At 61.7% G+C, this 14,061-nt stretch carries 15 protein-coding genes; 9 read left to right on the top strand and 6 right to left on the bottom strand.

Features of this window, described 5'->3' with window-relative positions:
* Window positions 1–83: 83 nt before the first annotated feature.
* Together HMPREF0372_RS07595 and HMPREF0372_RS07590 are read right to left on the bottom strand one after the other, a co-directional pair.
* Window positions 84–569, bottom strand: coding sequence for a hypothetical protein (locus HMPREF0372_RS07595; RefSeq protein WP_007490401.1), 486 nt, complete (start codon window positions 567–569; stop codon window positions 84–86).
* Window positions 570–710: 141 nt separating this feature from the next.
* Entirely contained in the window at window positions 711–1,325 is a 615-nt protein-coding gene (locus tag HMPREF0372_RS07590) for a TetR/AcrR family transcriptional regulator (RefSeq protein ID WP_007490399.1), read from the bottom strand.
* 217 nt (window positions 1,326–1,542) lie between these two features.
* Here HMPREF0372_RS07590 and hcp point away from each other — a divergent pair, with 217 nt between their 5' ends.
* The 6 genes from hcp (at window position 1,543) to HMPREF0372_RS07560 (ending at window position 7,321) form a co-directional block, all read left to right on the top strand.
* A complete protein-coding gene (hcp, locus tag HMPREF0372_RS07585; RefSeq protein WP_007490397.1) occupies window positions 1,543–3,159 on the top strand; it encodes a hydroxylamine reductase in 1,617 nt (538 codons plus the stop codon).
* Between the two features lie 350 nt (window positions 3,160–3,509).
* Complete coding sequence (locus HMPREF0372_RS07580; protein ID WP_007490395.1) at window positions 3,510–3,866, top strand: PadR family transcriptional regulator; 357 nt, start codon at window positions 3,510–3,512, stop codon at window positions 3,864–3,866.
* Window positions 3,829–5,016, top strand: a complete 1,188-nt coding sequence (locus tag HMPREF0372_RS07575) for a DUF2812 domain-containing protein (protein ID WP_039996895.1) — start codon at window positions 3,829–3,831, stop codon at window positions 5,014–5,016. The genes HMPREF0372_RS07580 and HMPREF0372_RS07575 overlap by 38 nt, the downstream gene beginning before the upstream one ends.
* 4 nt (window positions 5,017–5,020) lie before the next feature.
* Window positions 5,021–5,212, top strand: a complete 192-nt coding sequence (locus tag HMPREF0372_RS07570; RefSeq protein WP_007490391.1) for a hypothetical protein — start codon at window positions 5,021–5,023, stop codon at window positions 5,210–5,212.
* A gap of 61 nt (window positions 5,213–5,273) precedes the next feature.
* Window positions 5,274–6,512, top strand: a complete 1,239-nt coding sequence (gene dinB / locus HMPREF0372_RS07565; protein ID WP_007490389.1) for a DNA polymerase IV — start codon at window positions 5,274–5,276, stop codon at window positions 6,510–6,512.
* A 35-nt stretch (window positions 6,513–6,547) separates the two neighbouring features.
* On the top strand, window positions 6,548–7,321 hold the full coding sequence (locus HMPREF0372_RS07560; protein WP_007490387.1) for a Cof-type HAD-IIB family hydrolase: 774 nt from the start codon (window positions 6,548–6,550) through the stop codon (window positions 7,319–7,321).
* Between the two features lie 171 nt (window positions 7,322–7,492).
* On the opposite strand, the gene HMPREF0372_RS07555 is transcribed toward HMPREF0372_RS07560, so the two are convergent.
* The 4 genes from HMPREF0372_RS07555 to HMPREF0372_RS07540 form a co-directional block, all read right to left on the bottom strand.
* Window positions 7,493–8,332, bottom strand: coding sequence for a prolipoprotein diacylglyceryl transferase (locus tag HMPREF0372_RS07555; RefSeq protein WP_007490383.1), 840 nt, complete (start codon window positions 8,330–8,332; stop codon window positions 7,493–7,495).
* A gap of 63 nt (window positions 8,333–8,395) precedes the next feature.
* The gene (locus tag HMPREF0372_RS07550; RefSeq protein WP_007490381.1) at window positions 8,396–8,680 is read right to left on the bottom strand and encodes a hypothetical protein; all 285 of its coding nucleotides are present in this window, start codon (window positions 8,678–8,680) and stop codon (window positions 8,396–8,398) included.
* Between the two features lie 140 nt (window positions 8,681–8,820).
* The gene (locus HMPREF0372_RS07545; RefSeq protein ID WP_007490378.1) at window positions 8,821–9,525 is read right to left on the bottom strand and encodes a DUF6320 domain-containing protein; all 705 of its coding nucleotides are present in this window, start codon (window positions 9,523–9,525) and stop codon (window positions 8,821–8,823) included.
* An 18-nt stretch (window positions 9,526–9,543) separates the two neighbouring features.
* Window positions 9,544–10,836, bottom strand: coding sequence for a hypothetical protein (locus tag HMPREF0372_RS07540; RefSeq protein WP_007490376.1), 1,293 nt, complete (start codon window positions 10,834–10,836; stop codon window positions 9,544–9,546).
* Between the two features lie 145 nt (window positions 10,837–10,981).
* Here HMPREF0372_RS07540 and HMPREF0372_RS07535 point away from each other — a divergent pair, with 145 nt between their 5' ends.
* From HMPREF0372_RS07535 to HMPREF0372_RS18700, 3 genes are all read left to right on the top strand, one after another.
* Window positions 10,982–11,944 carry an alpha/beta hydrolase gene (locus HMPREF0372_RS07535; RefSeq protein ID WP_007490373.1) on the top strand — a complete coding sequence of 321 codons (963 nt, stop codon included), beginning with the start codon at window positions 10,982–10,984 and terminating at the stop codon, window positions 11,942–11,944.
* A gap of 19 nt (window positions 11,945–11,963) precedes the next feature.
* The gene (gene galE / locus HMPREF0372_RS07530; RefSeq protein ID WP_007490372.1) at window positions 11,964–12,950 is read left to right on the top strand and encodes a UDP-glucose 4-epimerase GalE; all 987 of its coding nucleotides are present in this window, start codon (window positions 11,964–11,966) and stop codon (window positions 12,948–12,950) included.
* A gap of 141 nt (window positions 12,951–13,091) precedes the next feature.
* A complete protein-coding gene (locus HMPREF0372_RS18700) occupies window positions 13,092–14,060 on the top strand; it encodes a helix-turn-helix domain-containing protein (protein ID WP_007490370.1) in 969 nt (322 codons plus the stop codon).
* The last annotated feature ends 1 nt before the right edge of the window (window position 14,061 follow it).

Raw genomic sequence — 14,061 nt, 5'->3', positions numbered from 1 at the left:
GTCTTTTTGCGAAACTTATTCTACCTGACCCGCCTCCCTTTTGGTGAAATTATTTTCTATGTATAGGGTTCTGGAACTGTGTCTCACTTCGTTGCAAAGCAGTTCATAAAAAATTCTGTAAATGCCGCCAGTTCTTTCTCCTGAGACACATAGACATACAATGTTTCGTCCTCCAACCAGTCATAGGCGTGGATGCCAATATAGCTTTTCTTATCAGGATAGATAATGAATGCGTCAGTGGGATATTTATTTCGATATGCCTTCAAAATTTCGGAGCGGCGGTAATAGACCGGCTCGCCGCAGCCGGAAAGATCCGGAACCGTAGGAACGACTACAATTGTCTGACTCTCCTCATTCCAACCGACCAGCAGATTCCCAATCTTTGTTTTACTCCCGTGGACGAACCCATAGTTGAACCGGCTTACATCCTCGGTATAGCCAAATATCAACCTGTAATCCTCCCCGCCCCCTACTGCTTGGTGAAACAGCGCACGCATTTTCTTTGCATTTGCATCGCTCTTTTCCATATCAATTTCCGGTCCCTTGAACAGTTTGCTAAAAAACCCCATTGCATACTCCTCCTAAACATATATCATATAAAGAACACTCAAATAAGAATTAAATTTATAATTTATCTTTATCTATAGCAGACTTAAATCCGCCCGAATTTGACATCGTACTTCAATATTTGGACGGATTTTCCAATTCCATCAGTCCTGCTCTTTCAATATCTCCAAGGCATCTGCGATCGCGTTGATCTGAAACTCCACCGTTTCATCGGCGGCCTCCGGCACAAACAGCGGAAGCGTGTCCGGGATCGCCCTGCGTATGACCATTACCGTGAGGCTCAGATTGGTAAACAGGCTGATATTTGCCCGATTCGCCCTGATTCCAAAACTCTCCAGTATGGTTCCAAACAGGCGGGCCTGCTTTTCGCGGAACATCTGACAACTCTCTTTGGACAGGCGCTTAAAAATGAGCTGCTGCTCCTCGATGGTCAGAACCGCAATCCCATTCTTCTCGCCATAGCAGCAGGCATGGAGGAATTGCCTCACCCCATCACGCCAGCTCAGAGCAGGATCTGCCATCAGCTTTCGCGCATATGCCACAATTTTGGGCTGCTGGAGGTACAGCGTCTCCACGATCAGATCCTCCTTGGTCGGGAAAAAGGAGTAGAAAAACGTGCGTGATATCCCAACCCTTCTGTATATCTGCTCAACGGTTGTATGCTGAATCCCCTGCTTTGTCATCAGATCGAGTGCCACCCGAACCAATGCCACCCGGATACGCTCCCGTTCCTCCTCCGAATAAGCGACCCTAGGCATCCCGTCCACCCCCAATAAAGATAAATTAAATGGTTTATTTTTATTTTAACACACTGGGAGTCCGTTCTCAAGAGTCTTTTGGGCCTTTGTCCGTTCGGTCGGGCCACTTTCCACAGCAAATCCCCTTTTCTGTTGCAATTACAACATACATTCCCCCGCGCCTCCGCTATACTTGCGGACAGTTCCAATACTTCCGCCCGTACAAGGAGGACTTTACATGTTTTGTTATCAGTGTCAGGAGACCGCCGGCTGCACCGGCTGCACCCGGGCGGGCGTCTGCGGCAAGAGCGCCCGCACCGCCGCGCTCCAGGATTTGCTCGTCTATGTGACCCGGGGTCTCTGCCAGCTCACGACCGCCCTGCGGAACCAGGGCGAGGCCATCATCCCAGAGGACGACCGGCTGGTGACCGAAAACCTGTTTGTAACCATCACCAACGCCAACTTTGATGATGACGCACTTCAGGCCCGCATCCGCGCCACTCTGGAGCGGAATGCCGCCCTGCGCTCCCGGCTGGACGGGGCGGGGCTGTCCGACGCCGCGCGCTGGGACGGCTCCGGCGACTGGGGGGCCAAGGCCCAGGCGGTCGGTGTTCTGTCCACCGCCGACGAGGACATCCGCTCTCTGCGGGAGCTGATCACCTACGGGCTCAAGGGCATGGCCGCCTACAATCACCACGTCAACGCCTACGGCAAGTCCGCCCCCGGCGTGGACGCCTTTCTCCAGGCGGCCCTGGCCAAGACCCTGGACGACTCCCTCACCGCGGAGGAGCTGACCGCCCTCGCCCTGGAGACCGGCAAGTACGGTGTGGACGTGATGGCCGCCCTGGACGATGCCAACACCAGCGCCTACGGCCACCCGGAGGTGACCCGGGTGAACCTGGGCGTGCGGGATAACCCCGCCATTCTGGTCTCCGGCCACGACCTCCACGACCTGGAGCAGCTTCTGGAGCAGACTGTGGGGACCGGCGTGGACGTTTACACCCATGGCGAGATGCTACCCGCCCACTACTATCCCGCCTTTCAGAAGTATCCCAACTTTGTGGGCAACTACGGCAACGCCTGGTGGCAGCAGAAGGAGGAGTTCGAGGCCTTCCGCGGCCCCATCCTGCTGACCACCAACTGTCTGGTGCCCCCGAAGGATAGCTACAAGAACCGGCTCTATACCACCGGGGCAGTGGGCTTTCCCGGCTGCCCCCACATCGGGGCCGACCGCCAGGGACACAAGGATTTTTCTGCCCTGATCGCCCATGCAAGGCGCTGCCCCTCCCCCATTGAGCTGGAGCGGGGCACCCTGGTGGGCGGCTTTGCCCACAACCAGGTGCTGGCCCTGGCCAACCAGGTGGTGGAAGCCGTCAAGAGCGGTGCCATCCGCAAGTTCGTGGTCATGGCTGGCTGCGACGGCCGGGCCAAGAGCCGCGATTACTACACCGAGTTCGCCAAGGCCCTGCCCCGCGACACGGTAATCCTCACCGCCGGATGCGCCAAGTACAAGTATAATAAGCTGGAGCTGGGCGATATCAACGGCATCCCCCGGGTGCTGGACGCGGGCCAGTGCAACGACTCCTACTCCCTGGCCGTCATCGCCCTCAAGCTCCAGGAGATCTTCGGCCTGGACGACATCAATGACCTGCCCATCGTCTATAACATCGCCTGGTATGAGCAGAAGGCGGTGATTGTCCTGCTGGCCCTGCTCCACCTGGGCGTGAAAAACATCCACCTGGGCCCCACCCTGCCTGCCTTTCTCTCCCCCAACGTGGCCAAGGTGCTGATAGATACCTTCGGCATCGCCGGCATCGGCACGGTGGAGGAGGATCTGAACCGCTTTTTCGGCTGATCTCCCTCCTGCGGCGGATACCACTCTGGTATCCGCCGCAGCTTGTCGAAAAAGTCTTTTCGACAAGCTGCTGGATTTTTCAGCACTTCAAAAAAGTGCTCAAAAGTCGTTTGATTGGACGTGAACGGCCCAGGCCGGTCTCTCTTGGCCTGCGGCCAATTCACCTTCAGACAACCCTGACGGTTTTCTTTCACACTATCTTTCCCTCCGAATCCTTCCGTTGGAGGGTTTATCGACAGTCTGCGGCGGATACCTGCCCGGTATCCGCCGTCCTTATGCTTGACAATATCGTCCTTCGATATTACAATATCCATAGACGATATCGAAGCGCGATATCAGGAGGCGAGGCGATGGGACGCAAAATCCTGGAGACCCTGACGGAGTCCATGTTCTATGTACTGATGGCCCTGTTGCGGCAGGCGCGGTGCGGCACGGAGATCGCCGAATATATCTCCGCAGTCACCCAAAGCCGGGTGCGGCTGGGGCCGGGCACCCTCTACACCATCCTGGCCAAATTTGAGGAGGTGGGGCTGATCCGGGAGACCGCCGTAGAGGGCCGCAAACGCACCTATGCCTTGACGGACGCCGGGCTGGAGCGCTACGAAGAAGAGCTTGTCCGCCTGCGGAGCTGTCTGGCGGACGCGGAGGAGGAGAGGAGGGCGATGGACTATGAAGCCGAGGACGGTGCGCAGACTGTGCCTGGTTGACGGGATGGACCTGGATCACATCGAGGGCTGGCTGGAGTCCATGGCCGCCCGGGGCCTACACTACGACCACAGTGACGCCTTCCTCTTTCACTTCCGGCGGGGGGAACCGGCGGCGGTACGCTACCGGCTGGAACCCCGTGGTACCCTGGACTGCCCGGAGGGTATGGAGCACTGCCGCACCCTGGGATGGGAGCTGACCGGATACATGGGCAAAGGCTTTTCCCTGTTCAGAACCTGGGAACCAGACGCCCCGGAGCTGCACACCGACCCGGTGGTACGGGGGTACGGGCTGGACAAGCTGGCAAGGCTGGTTCGGTGGTTCGCCACCCCCATGCTAATCTGCGCCCTGGTCATTCTTGCCCTCCCCCTATGGCTCCTTTTGGCCTGGGATGAGCCGGTACTGTCCCTGGTCACCGGAAGCGGGGACAACCTTTTTCTCTGTATCCTGTCCGAGTGGATCGCCATTTATATGTCCTTCCGCTCCTTCTCCTCCTTCTTCGCCCTTCGGCGGCGGCTGCGGGCCGGAAAGGAACCCCGGCGCTCCGGCTGGCGGTGTTCCGCCCGCATCAACGCCGCCTGTCTGGCCGGCTCCTTTATCTTGGTGGCCCTCAGCTTTGCCGTCCTGGCAGCCGGGCGTGGCATGCGCTGGGAGGGGGAGACTGCGACCGTGAACCGCCCCTTCCCCGACTTCGCCCTGGAGGAGCTGGAGGGGCGGCCCAGGCTTGAGGCCGCCCCCTCCGTCTGGTCGGTGGAGCGGCGGGGGGTGGACTTGGACAACTATGTCCGCTTCGACTGGTCTGTCCTGGCCCCGGAACAGTATGAGGTGGAACGGAACATGGCGGACGGAGACTACGAGACCAGTTTCCGGCTGGATTGGTACCGTCTCTCCCTCCCCGCCCTAGCGGAGCCTTTTGCACGGGATCTCTTTTCCCGGCACACCTTCTATGCCGAAATCCCGGAGCGGTACACCGTCGCGCCCCTGGACGTGCCGGACACCGACGCAGTTCTGATCACCGAGGAGGGCGGCTTCGGACAGGACGTCCTTCTGTGCCGGGGGACTGTGGTGTTCTATCTGCGCTACTATGGGGATCAAGAGCTGTCCGCCCACCCCGAGCTGCTGGCCGAGCTGGCCCAATTTGACGGGAGGTGAGTCCATGGCGCACCATAACACCGTCCGGCGGTATCCGCCGGTGGACTACTATGATGTGGTGGCGGTGGATCGCTGGCTGGAGCGGATGGCCCTCAACCTCCACGACGGCCCCTATGCGGCCTGTCTGCTCTACGACGGGTCGGGAGAACTGGGCCGCTTTTCCGCCCGCTCCGCCCGGTGGTCTCTTGGGGATTAGAACATGTGTTTGACTTCTCTCGTCCCTTCCTTTATAATGGAGCTGCAAGGAGGCGGACGGTATGGACCGGGTGATTCTGCACTGTGATCTGAACAGCTTTTACGCCTCGGTGGAACTGCTGGACCACCCGGAGCTCCGGGACAGACCGGTGGCGGTGTGCGGCGATCCAAATTCCCGCCACGGGATCATCCTGGCCAAGAACGAGCCCGCCAAGCGGTACAAGGTGCAGACCGCCGAGACCATCTGGCAGGCCCGGCGCAAGTGCCCGGAGCTGGTGCTCCTCCCCGCCCACCACTGGAAGTACCGGGACTACTCCAGGCGGGTCAACGCGGTGTACGAGCGGTACACCGACCTGGTGGAGCCCTTCTCCATCGACGAGAGCTGGCTGGATATAACCGGCTCCCTCCACCTCTTCGGCGGAGACGCCAAGGCCCTGGCCGACGAGATCCGCCGGGTGCTGCGGGAGGAACTGGGCCTGACGGTATCGGTGGGGGCATCCTTCAACAAGATCTTCGCCAAGATGGGCAGCGACTACAAAAAGCCGGACGCCACCACGGTGATCTCCCGGGAGAACTACCAGGAGCTGCTCTGGCCCCTGCCCATCACCTCCCTGCTCTTTGTGGGGCGGTCGGCCGCCGCCGCGCTGGAGCACTACGGCGTGCACACCATCGGGGATCTGGCCCGCCTCGACCGGGAAGCCGCTGCCTCCATCCTGGGCAGGCAGGGCTGCACCCTCCACGACTACGCTACTGGGGCGGAGCATTCCCCCGTGGTGCCCGCCCGGGAGCAGCCCGGCCCCAAATCGGTGGGCAACGGACTCACCTTTCCCCGCAATCTGGTGGGATGGGCGGAGCTCCACGCCGGAGTCACTGAGCTGGCCGACGAGGTGGCTGTCCGCCTGCGGGGCCACGGCCTCAAGTGCACCACCCTCCAGGTAACCATCCGTGACCCCAATTTCAAGGACATCTGCCGCCAAAAGCGGCTGAGCGCCCCCACCTATGTGGCCCGTGAGCTGTCGGAGGTGGCTATGGAGCTCATCCGCGCCGCCTGGAGGGAGAACGCCCCGGTCCGGGCCCTCACTCTCACCGCCCAGGCCCTGGTGGAGGAGGGCGAGGCAGGCGAGCAGCTCGATCTGTTCGCCGCCGGCGCCGCCCCCCGCCGGGACAAGCTGGAGAAGCTGGAAAAGGCCATGGACGGCATCCGGGGTAAATTCGGCCGGGATGCCATCGCCCCGGCCTCCACCGTCCACCGGGACAGGGCCGAAGTCAAAGCGGAGCAGCGCCTGCCCCCGGTGGACTGAATATCTGGATGCCGCCCGGCAGAGGAGGATTCATCATGATCAAGGCCATCTTTTTTGATGTGGACGGAACCCTGCTCTCCCACCGGACCGGCCGGATTTCTCCGCACACAAGGGCTTGTATTCGCGCGCTGCGTGCCGGTGGAACCCTGGTGTTTCTGTCCACCGGCAGGCACATTCTGGAGCTGCGGAGCCTCCCGGTGGGGGAGATGGCGTTTGATGGCTATATCACCCTGAATGGTCAGCTCTACCTGGACAGCAGCCAACGGCAGCTCTCCGGTACTCCGCTGCCGCCGCAAGCCGTGCAGGCGCTGGCAGACCTATTCTGTGCGGATGGCCCGCCCCTCGCCCTGGTGGAGGAGGAACGCATCTACATTAACCGCGTCACCGACGCCGTCCGGCAGGCGCAGGCGGAAATCTCCACCCCTGTCCCGGAGGTCGCCCCCTATACCGGCCGACCGGTCTATCAGGCCACGGCCTTTTGCTCCAGAAAAGAGGAACCCCTTCTGAGGGCTCTGCTCCCCACGGGCTGCAAGCTGGCGAGATGGAGTGAGGGCGGCGTAGACATCATCCCCGAGGCCGGAGGAAAGGCGGCTGGCATGCGGCGCTTTCTCACGCGCTTCGGTCTCTCGCGGCTGGAATGCATGGCGTTTGGCGATGCGGAAAACGACCTCGACATGCTGGCTTACGCGGGAATTGGAGTTGCCATGGGCAACGCCTCGGAAGCGGTAAAGCATGCCGCAGATTATGTCACGGCAAGTGTGGACGAAAAAGGGATTGAACAGGCGCTGCGCCATTTTCGGCTCATCTGAAAAAGCGCCGGGACTGTCGATACCTCTTTACTGGTTCAAAGCCAGGTTTAAATGTAAAATAAGTCTTGTCTAAAAGTCCCCCTGCTGTCATGAAACCGGAAATTTAAACAGCCAGAGCCAGCGGCCCTTTTTGGCACGTCAGCTCTGGCTGTTTCCTCTTTCCTATAGTTCTTATGAATGAGCTGAATCACTCTTGTCTCTGTTGCCCTTTTGCTGGGATACCCTTTCACGGCCGTATTTTTTGAGCTTCCGCCCCGCCACAGGCCACGCCAGGGCCAAGGTCAGAACAACCAAGCTGAGCCACTGAGACGTGGAGAGGGGCCCGTACATCCCCCGGGCCGGATCCCCCCGAAACCACTCCAACACAAACCGCACCGGGGCATAGCAGAACACATAGGCCCGGAGCATCTGCCCCGGCCCGGCGGCCCGCCCGGCATACCAGAGCAGAAAGGCGAAAATCACCAGCTCCGCCCCCGCCTCCCAAAGCTGCACCGGCAGAAGGGGCACGCCGTTGGGCCCGGCAATGGCGTGAGTGAATGCTATGCCCCAGGGGGGCGGAGCCGCCCGTCCATAGCAACAGCCGGCGCAAAAACAGCCTACCCGCCCCACGGCGTGCACCAGAGGCAGGGCGGGCACCAGCACCGGGAAGAAGTCGGACAGGCGGAGCCTTAAATATTTGGCCGCCCCCCAGGCCGCCGCCACACCGCCGAAAAAGCCGCCGTAAAACACCATGCCGCCGGAGAGATAGCGGGCATAGAACTCCCCTGGCTCCTCCCAGAGCAGGGGCAGCTCCACAGCCAGCCGGGGCAGGAGGGGGAGCAGGTAGAGTAGCTTGGCCCCCACCAAGGCCCCCACCGCCCCCAAAATATACAGGTAGGCGCAGTCGTCCCGGGACAGTCCGAAGCGCTTGCAGCGCAGCAGAGCAGCCAGCAGGCCGAAGCCCAGTCCGGCCATCCCCAGCACGCCATAGGTGGGCATCAACCGCCCAAAGAGAGACAGATATGGGAGCATGATCGCATCTTTCCTCCAAAAAATGCGGCAGCCACACCGGCTGCCGCATTTCGTTTCCCCTTCTTAGTACAGAGAGGCGCCCAGAATACCCAAACCAGCCGTACAGGCAATGCAGGCCACCAGGGTAATGCCGCCCAGAACTACCGACAGGACAGAGAGCACAAAGCCGGCCGTCCGCAAGCTGTCGTTATAGCCCATGCTCTTGGAGCGCGAGGACACAACAAGGCCGGCGATACCAAGAATCATGCCGAAAATACCGTTGACGAACAGGGCGACCACCAGGCCCACAATACCCAGAATCAGGGAGATCAGAGCCTCATTTTTTCCAGGGATATTACCTTCATTCATCGTGCCGTTCTCCTTTCCTCCACACACCGCTCTCCTGCGCCCGGCAGGCCGGGCGCAAAAGCGGGATATCCCGCTTTTCGACGTGTTTCGTTCTCTCTCCTATTCTAACTTCCGCGCTGTGGATCTGTCAAGCACATCTTTCAGAGATGGAACCTTCTGCGCGCCTCCTCCCGGAGGGCGGGGACGCGGCGAATAATGATGAGCGGAATCACCATTCCGATGCAGATGGTGAGCACCACCAGGGACCAGGACGGACTCCAAAGCTGGTGCAGCCAGCGGTCCACAAAAAACTCCATTCCGAACACAAAGACTCCAATGCTGCCGATCAGAATCGTCAGCGTAGTGAGGGCCGACCGGCGGTAGACCCGCAGCACCAGCCCCAGCAGGAGAAGGATCGCCCCGCCCCACAGGATGATGGGGGCTGCCAGGCCCAGGTACCAGTCTCTCCCATTGAGATCCACGGAGATCAGGTAGACGTACAGCGCCACCGCCGCCACGTCCAGCAACAGCCGCAGCAGCAGGTGCATCCCCCGGGCCAGCAGCGGCGGCACCAGCCACAGCCACAGCATGGCCGCCGCGCCGATGACGTACAGCGACCACATCCGGTCCGCCCGCAGGAACAGATTGAGTACGCCGCAGCACACCGCCACCGAGGCGAGCATGGCGGTAATGAGCAGCGCCACCTCCTGTTTGGCCGCCGGCGCCACCTCCCCCCGCCGGGTGGGAAAAGGCTTGGGGGAGGCGGTATCCACCGGTTGGCCGGGGTCCAGAACCCGCGTATGGCACAGAGGGCAGAAGGACGCCGTGGCGTCCAGCTCCACGCCGCAATGAACACAGTAAGACATATGTGGGCCTCCTTTGGCTTATTCCGTCCGGTTGCTCTCCACCTTCACCGGAATGCCCTCCCGCACCAAAAAGCGGAAAAAATCCCGCTCGGTATCGCTCTCCTTTTGGGTACCCGCGAAGGTGATCTCCATGATATCCCCATAGCTCATGGAGGCACAGTGGGGCCGGGGCGTGGTGGCCTGGCCCAGAATCACCTCCATATGGTGTATGTGCGGAGCCATCTCCTCCGGCACGGGGAAGGGGCCTGGGTTGGTATAGGTGCCCGAGTAAGGCAGTACACCCGCCAGCTTGTAGCCCAGGGACATGACCGGATTCTTCAGCACGATGGGGACGAGCTGCAGCAGCCGGTTTGTGGTGAATTTCACATTCCCGGCGATGGCCGCCTGCATCTGTTGGCGGTTGATGTTCAGCCGGAGATAGTGGTGCACCTGAGAGAGCACCTCTTCAAAGGTATACTCTCCCAGAGAGGGGTCGATGGAGGGCCGCACCGTCAAAATGAAGTTGCGCAGGGTTTCCGAGGGAAACCAGCCCCGCAGGTTGATAGGTATGGCCAGCGCCACCGGCCTCTCCCGCCGGGGGCGCTCCCGGTGCTGCTTGTCGGCGATCACCTTCAGCAGGACGGCAGTCAGGTACTCCGTGATGGACACCCCGTAGCCCCTGGCCTTCTCCTTCAGCCGGGCCACCGAGCAGAAGCCCATGGTGACGTTGAAGGTATAGAAAGGCTCTGCCGTACCGTTGTTCTGGTAGGCCTTTTTCCCCCGCTTCTCCCGCCGGGGACGCACGGTGGCGTAGCGGCCGTAGGCGTCCTCCCGTTCCGCCCGCCGGGGCTCCTCCGCCACGTCCAGAATGCCGTGGGTGTTTGGGATGGAATACCCCAGCTCCCGCAGGTAGACCGCCAGCAAAGTCTTGAAAAATACCAGCGCCCCGCCGCCGTCACTGACGGCGTGGAACACCTCCACGGAGATGCGCTTCTCATAATAGTAAAAGCGTACCAGCCAGCCGTTGTCCTCCCGGAAGCGCACCGGCTGGCAGGGGTTGGAGATATCCTCCTTCACAAAGGGCCCGGGGGCGCTGTTTGGCTCGAAGTAGTACCAGAAAGCCCCCTTCTTGATGCGCACCCCGAAGGACGGGAACCGTGGCATGGTTTTGTCCACGGCCCGCTGCAGGGCATCCCGGTCCACCCGCTCCGCCATCACGGCAGAGAAGCGGTAGATGGCCGAATATTTCTCCTTCTGGAGGGCGGAATAGAGCACACCCGCATTGTCCAGGGGATACCACTCCGGCTTTTCGCCCCGCTTGTCCCTCGGCATACTCCGCCCCCCTTCCGGTCAACATAATCTAGGCCTATCATACCACGTTCCATCCTCCGCGGCAAGGGGAATACGGGCGATCCACCCTTTCTTTTCCGGCAGCCCTGTGGTATAATCAGAACAGTTGACAAGGAGGACTTCCACTATGGAACAGGACCGTATCCACATCAAGCTGGCCCGCCGCACACCGGAAGAGCGCCAGGCCGACGAGACCCGCCGCCTGGACCCCTTCATGCGCGCCCTCAAGGCCATTCACACCGCCGCCACGCCGGAGACCATGAATGTGGAGGATCTGGAGAAGCAGCGCAAGGGGCAGGAGCTGCTGGGCCGTTTGGTGGCCCCCATGGCTGGCATGAGCTGGGAGCCCTTTGAGCTGGACGGCATGAACTGCGCCTGGGTGCGTCCCCACCGGGGCCACGACCGCCGCCGGGCCATCCTCTACTGCCACGGGGGCGGCTATACCAGCGGCAACCTGGGCTATTCCCGTATTCTGGCCTCCAAGCTGGCCAACGTCACCGGCTGGCAGGTGCTCTCCTTCGAGTACCGCCTCGCCCCGGAGCACCCCTATCCCGCCGCGGTGGAGGACGCCGTGAAGGCCTGGGACTACCTGATGTACCAGGGCTACGGCGCCCGGGACGTGGTGGTGGCCGGCGACTCCGCCGGCGGAAACCTGGCCCTGGTGCTCACCCACCTGCTCAAAGAGGCCGGACGGCGGCTGCCCCGGGCCCTCATTCTCCTCTCCCCGTGGACAGATATGACCGCCAGCGGCAAGTCCTACCAGGAGCGGGCCGCCATCGACCCGGTGCTCACGGTCAACTATATTCACGCCGTTCGGGACGCCTACGCCCGGGACCAGGACTGGTCCGACTTCCGGCTCTCCCCCCTGTTCGGCGATTTGAAGGACTTTCCCCCCACCCTCATCCAGGCGGGAAGCAGCGAGCTGCTGCTTTCCGACTCTATCCGCCTGCGGGACCGGCTGGTGCAGGCCGCGGTGCCTTGCCGGCTGGAGGTGTGGACGGATCTCTGGCATGTATTCCAGATGTTCCCCATGAAAAAGGCCACCGAGGCCATGGAGAGCATCGGGCGTTTCCTTCTGGAGACACTATAAAAGAAACGAGGTTTTTGCTATGGCAATTCTAGTGACCGGCGGCGCCGGGTATATCGGCAGCCACTGCGTGGCCGCCCTGATCGAGCGGGGGGCCGACGTGGTGGTGGTGGACGACCTGTCCAAGGGCCACCGGGAGGCCCTCAAGGGCGGCCGCCTCTATGTGGGCAGCGTGGCCGACCGGGCCTTCCTGGACGATGTATTTTCCAGGGAGCCCATCGAGGCGGTCATCCACTTCGCCGCCTTCTCCCTGGTGGGAGAGAGTATGCAGGTGCCCGAGCAGTATTTCCGCAACAACGTCACCGCCGGTCTAGCCCTCATCGAGACCATGCTCGCCCACAAGGTGCCCTATCTGGTGTTCTCCTCCACCGCCGCCACCTTCGGCGAGCCGGAGTATGTGCCCATCGACGAGGCCCACCCTCAGAACCCCACCAACCCCTACGGCGAGAGCAAGCTCATCGTGGAGAAGATGCTCAAGTGGTGCGACCTGGCCCACGGCCTCAAGTTCTGTGCCCTGCGCTACTTCAACGTGGCCGGGGCCTGGCACGACGGCTCCATCGGCGAGGATCACCGGCCGGAGAGCCACCTGATCCCCCTCATCCTCCAGGTGGCCCAGGGCAAGCGGGAGCAGCTCTCCCTCTTCGGCACCGACTACCCCACCAAGGACGGCACCTGTATCCGGGACTACATCCACGTGGAGGATCTCATCGACGCCCACTTCCTGGCCCTGGACTACCTGAAGCGCACCAACACCTCCGCCACCTTCAACCTGGGCAACGGGCAGGGCTTCTCCAACCGGGAGATCATCGAGGCCGCCCGCCGGGTCACCGGCCACCCCATCCCCGTCCGGGAGGAGGGCCGCCGCCCCGGCGACCCCGCCACACTGATCGCCTCCAGCCGGAAGGCCATGGAGGTGCTGGGCTGGCAACCCAAGTACACCAATGTGGAGGACATCATCTCCTCCGCCTGGAGGTGGCATGCCTCCCACCCCGACGGCTACGGCGGTTAACCCTGAACCGGCGGCGGACACAGCTCCGCCGCCGGTTTTTCACAGGTGCAACCGCCGGTTGCGCAAGTTTCAAGGCCGGTTGCTGGCCTCCTTTCCCCGTTTCTGTTATACTGGAAGCAGCAAATAAAAGGAGGTTCCGCCATGGAATTGGGTGAACGGCTCTACCAGCTTCGCAGGGAGCGCAGGATGTCCCAGGAGGCACTGGCCGACGCGCTGGGCGTATCCCGCCAGTCGGTTTCCAAGTGGGAGAACGGCGCCAGCACCCCCGACCTGGATAAACTCGTCCGGCTGGGGGAGCTCTTCGGCCTCTCCCTGGACGAGCTGGTGAAGGGGCAGGCCCCGCCCACCGCCGAGGGGACGGAGGCGGCCGTCCGCCCCCCTTGCTCCAAGGGACGCATGATCGCGGCCGTTGTGCTGCTGGTGTGCGGCGGGCTGGCCGCCCTTCTCCTGTTCGCTACCACCCTGCTCTATTTCGCAGTGTGGCTGTTACTGGCGGGGGTGCTCTGCCTGCGGGCGCGGGAGCACCTTGGAATTCTCCTGGGGGGCACAGCGTGGCTGTTCGCGCTCCTCTTTTTCGAGACTGGTACCGTTCTTTCTCCCTGGGATATCTTTTCCCCCGCAGCCTACCGGTTCTACCCGCCCTTTTATCTGCTGCTGGACTGGCTGGCCTTTCTTCCTTTTCTGCTGCTGCTCGGCTTGGCCGTCAGGGCCGCCTGGGGGCGGTTCGACCGGAGCAGTCTCATGCGGCTTGGGCTGGCGGCGGCCCTGTTTTTCGCCGCCAGAGTTGTATGCGGCTTGCTCAATCACAGTCTGCTGGCATCCAGTCTTTTGGAGCTGGATTTTGGATTTTACTTTCCCTGGCCTTATCAGCTCTCCAAAACCGCTCTGCTTCTGGCCCTGTTCCCTCTCCCCTTCGGCGGTTACCGTCGCCGGCCCTTTGTGGTGCTGGCAGGCTGGGTGCTCTCCTTTGGCCTGGATCGCCTGGCCGCTGCGGCTTTTCCCTACTCCACGTTTCTCTACTACTATTGGCCGCTTTTGCTTCTGCTGTTCTACCTGGCTCTGGCCTGGGCCGGGGCGGCTTGGGAGCGGAGGCGCCCGCCGCAGGCATAAA

The organism is Flavonifractor plautii ATCC 29863 (assembly GCF_000239295.1).
In the GTDB taxonomy this organism is placed as follows: Bacteria; Bacillota; Clostridia; order Oscillospirales; family Oscillospiraceae; genus Flavonifractor; species Flavonifractor plautii.
This window is presented reverse-complemented; position numbering and strand designations above follow the sequence as displayed.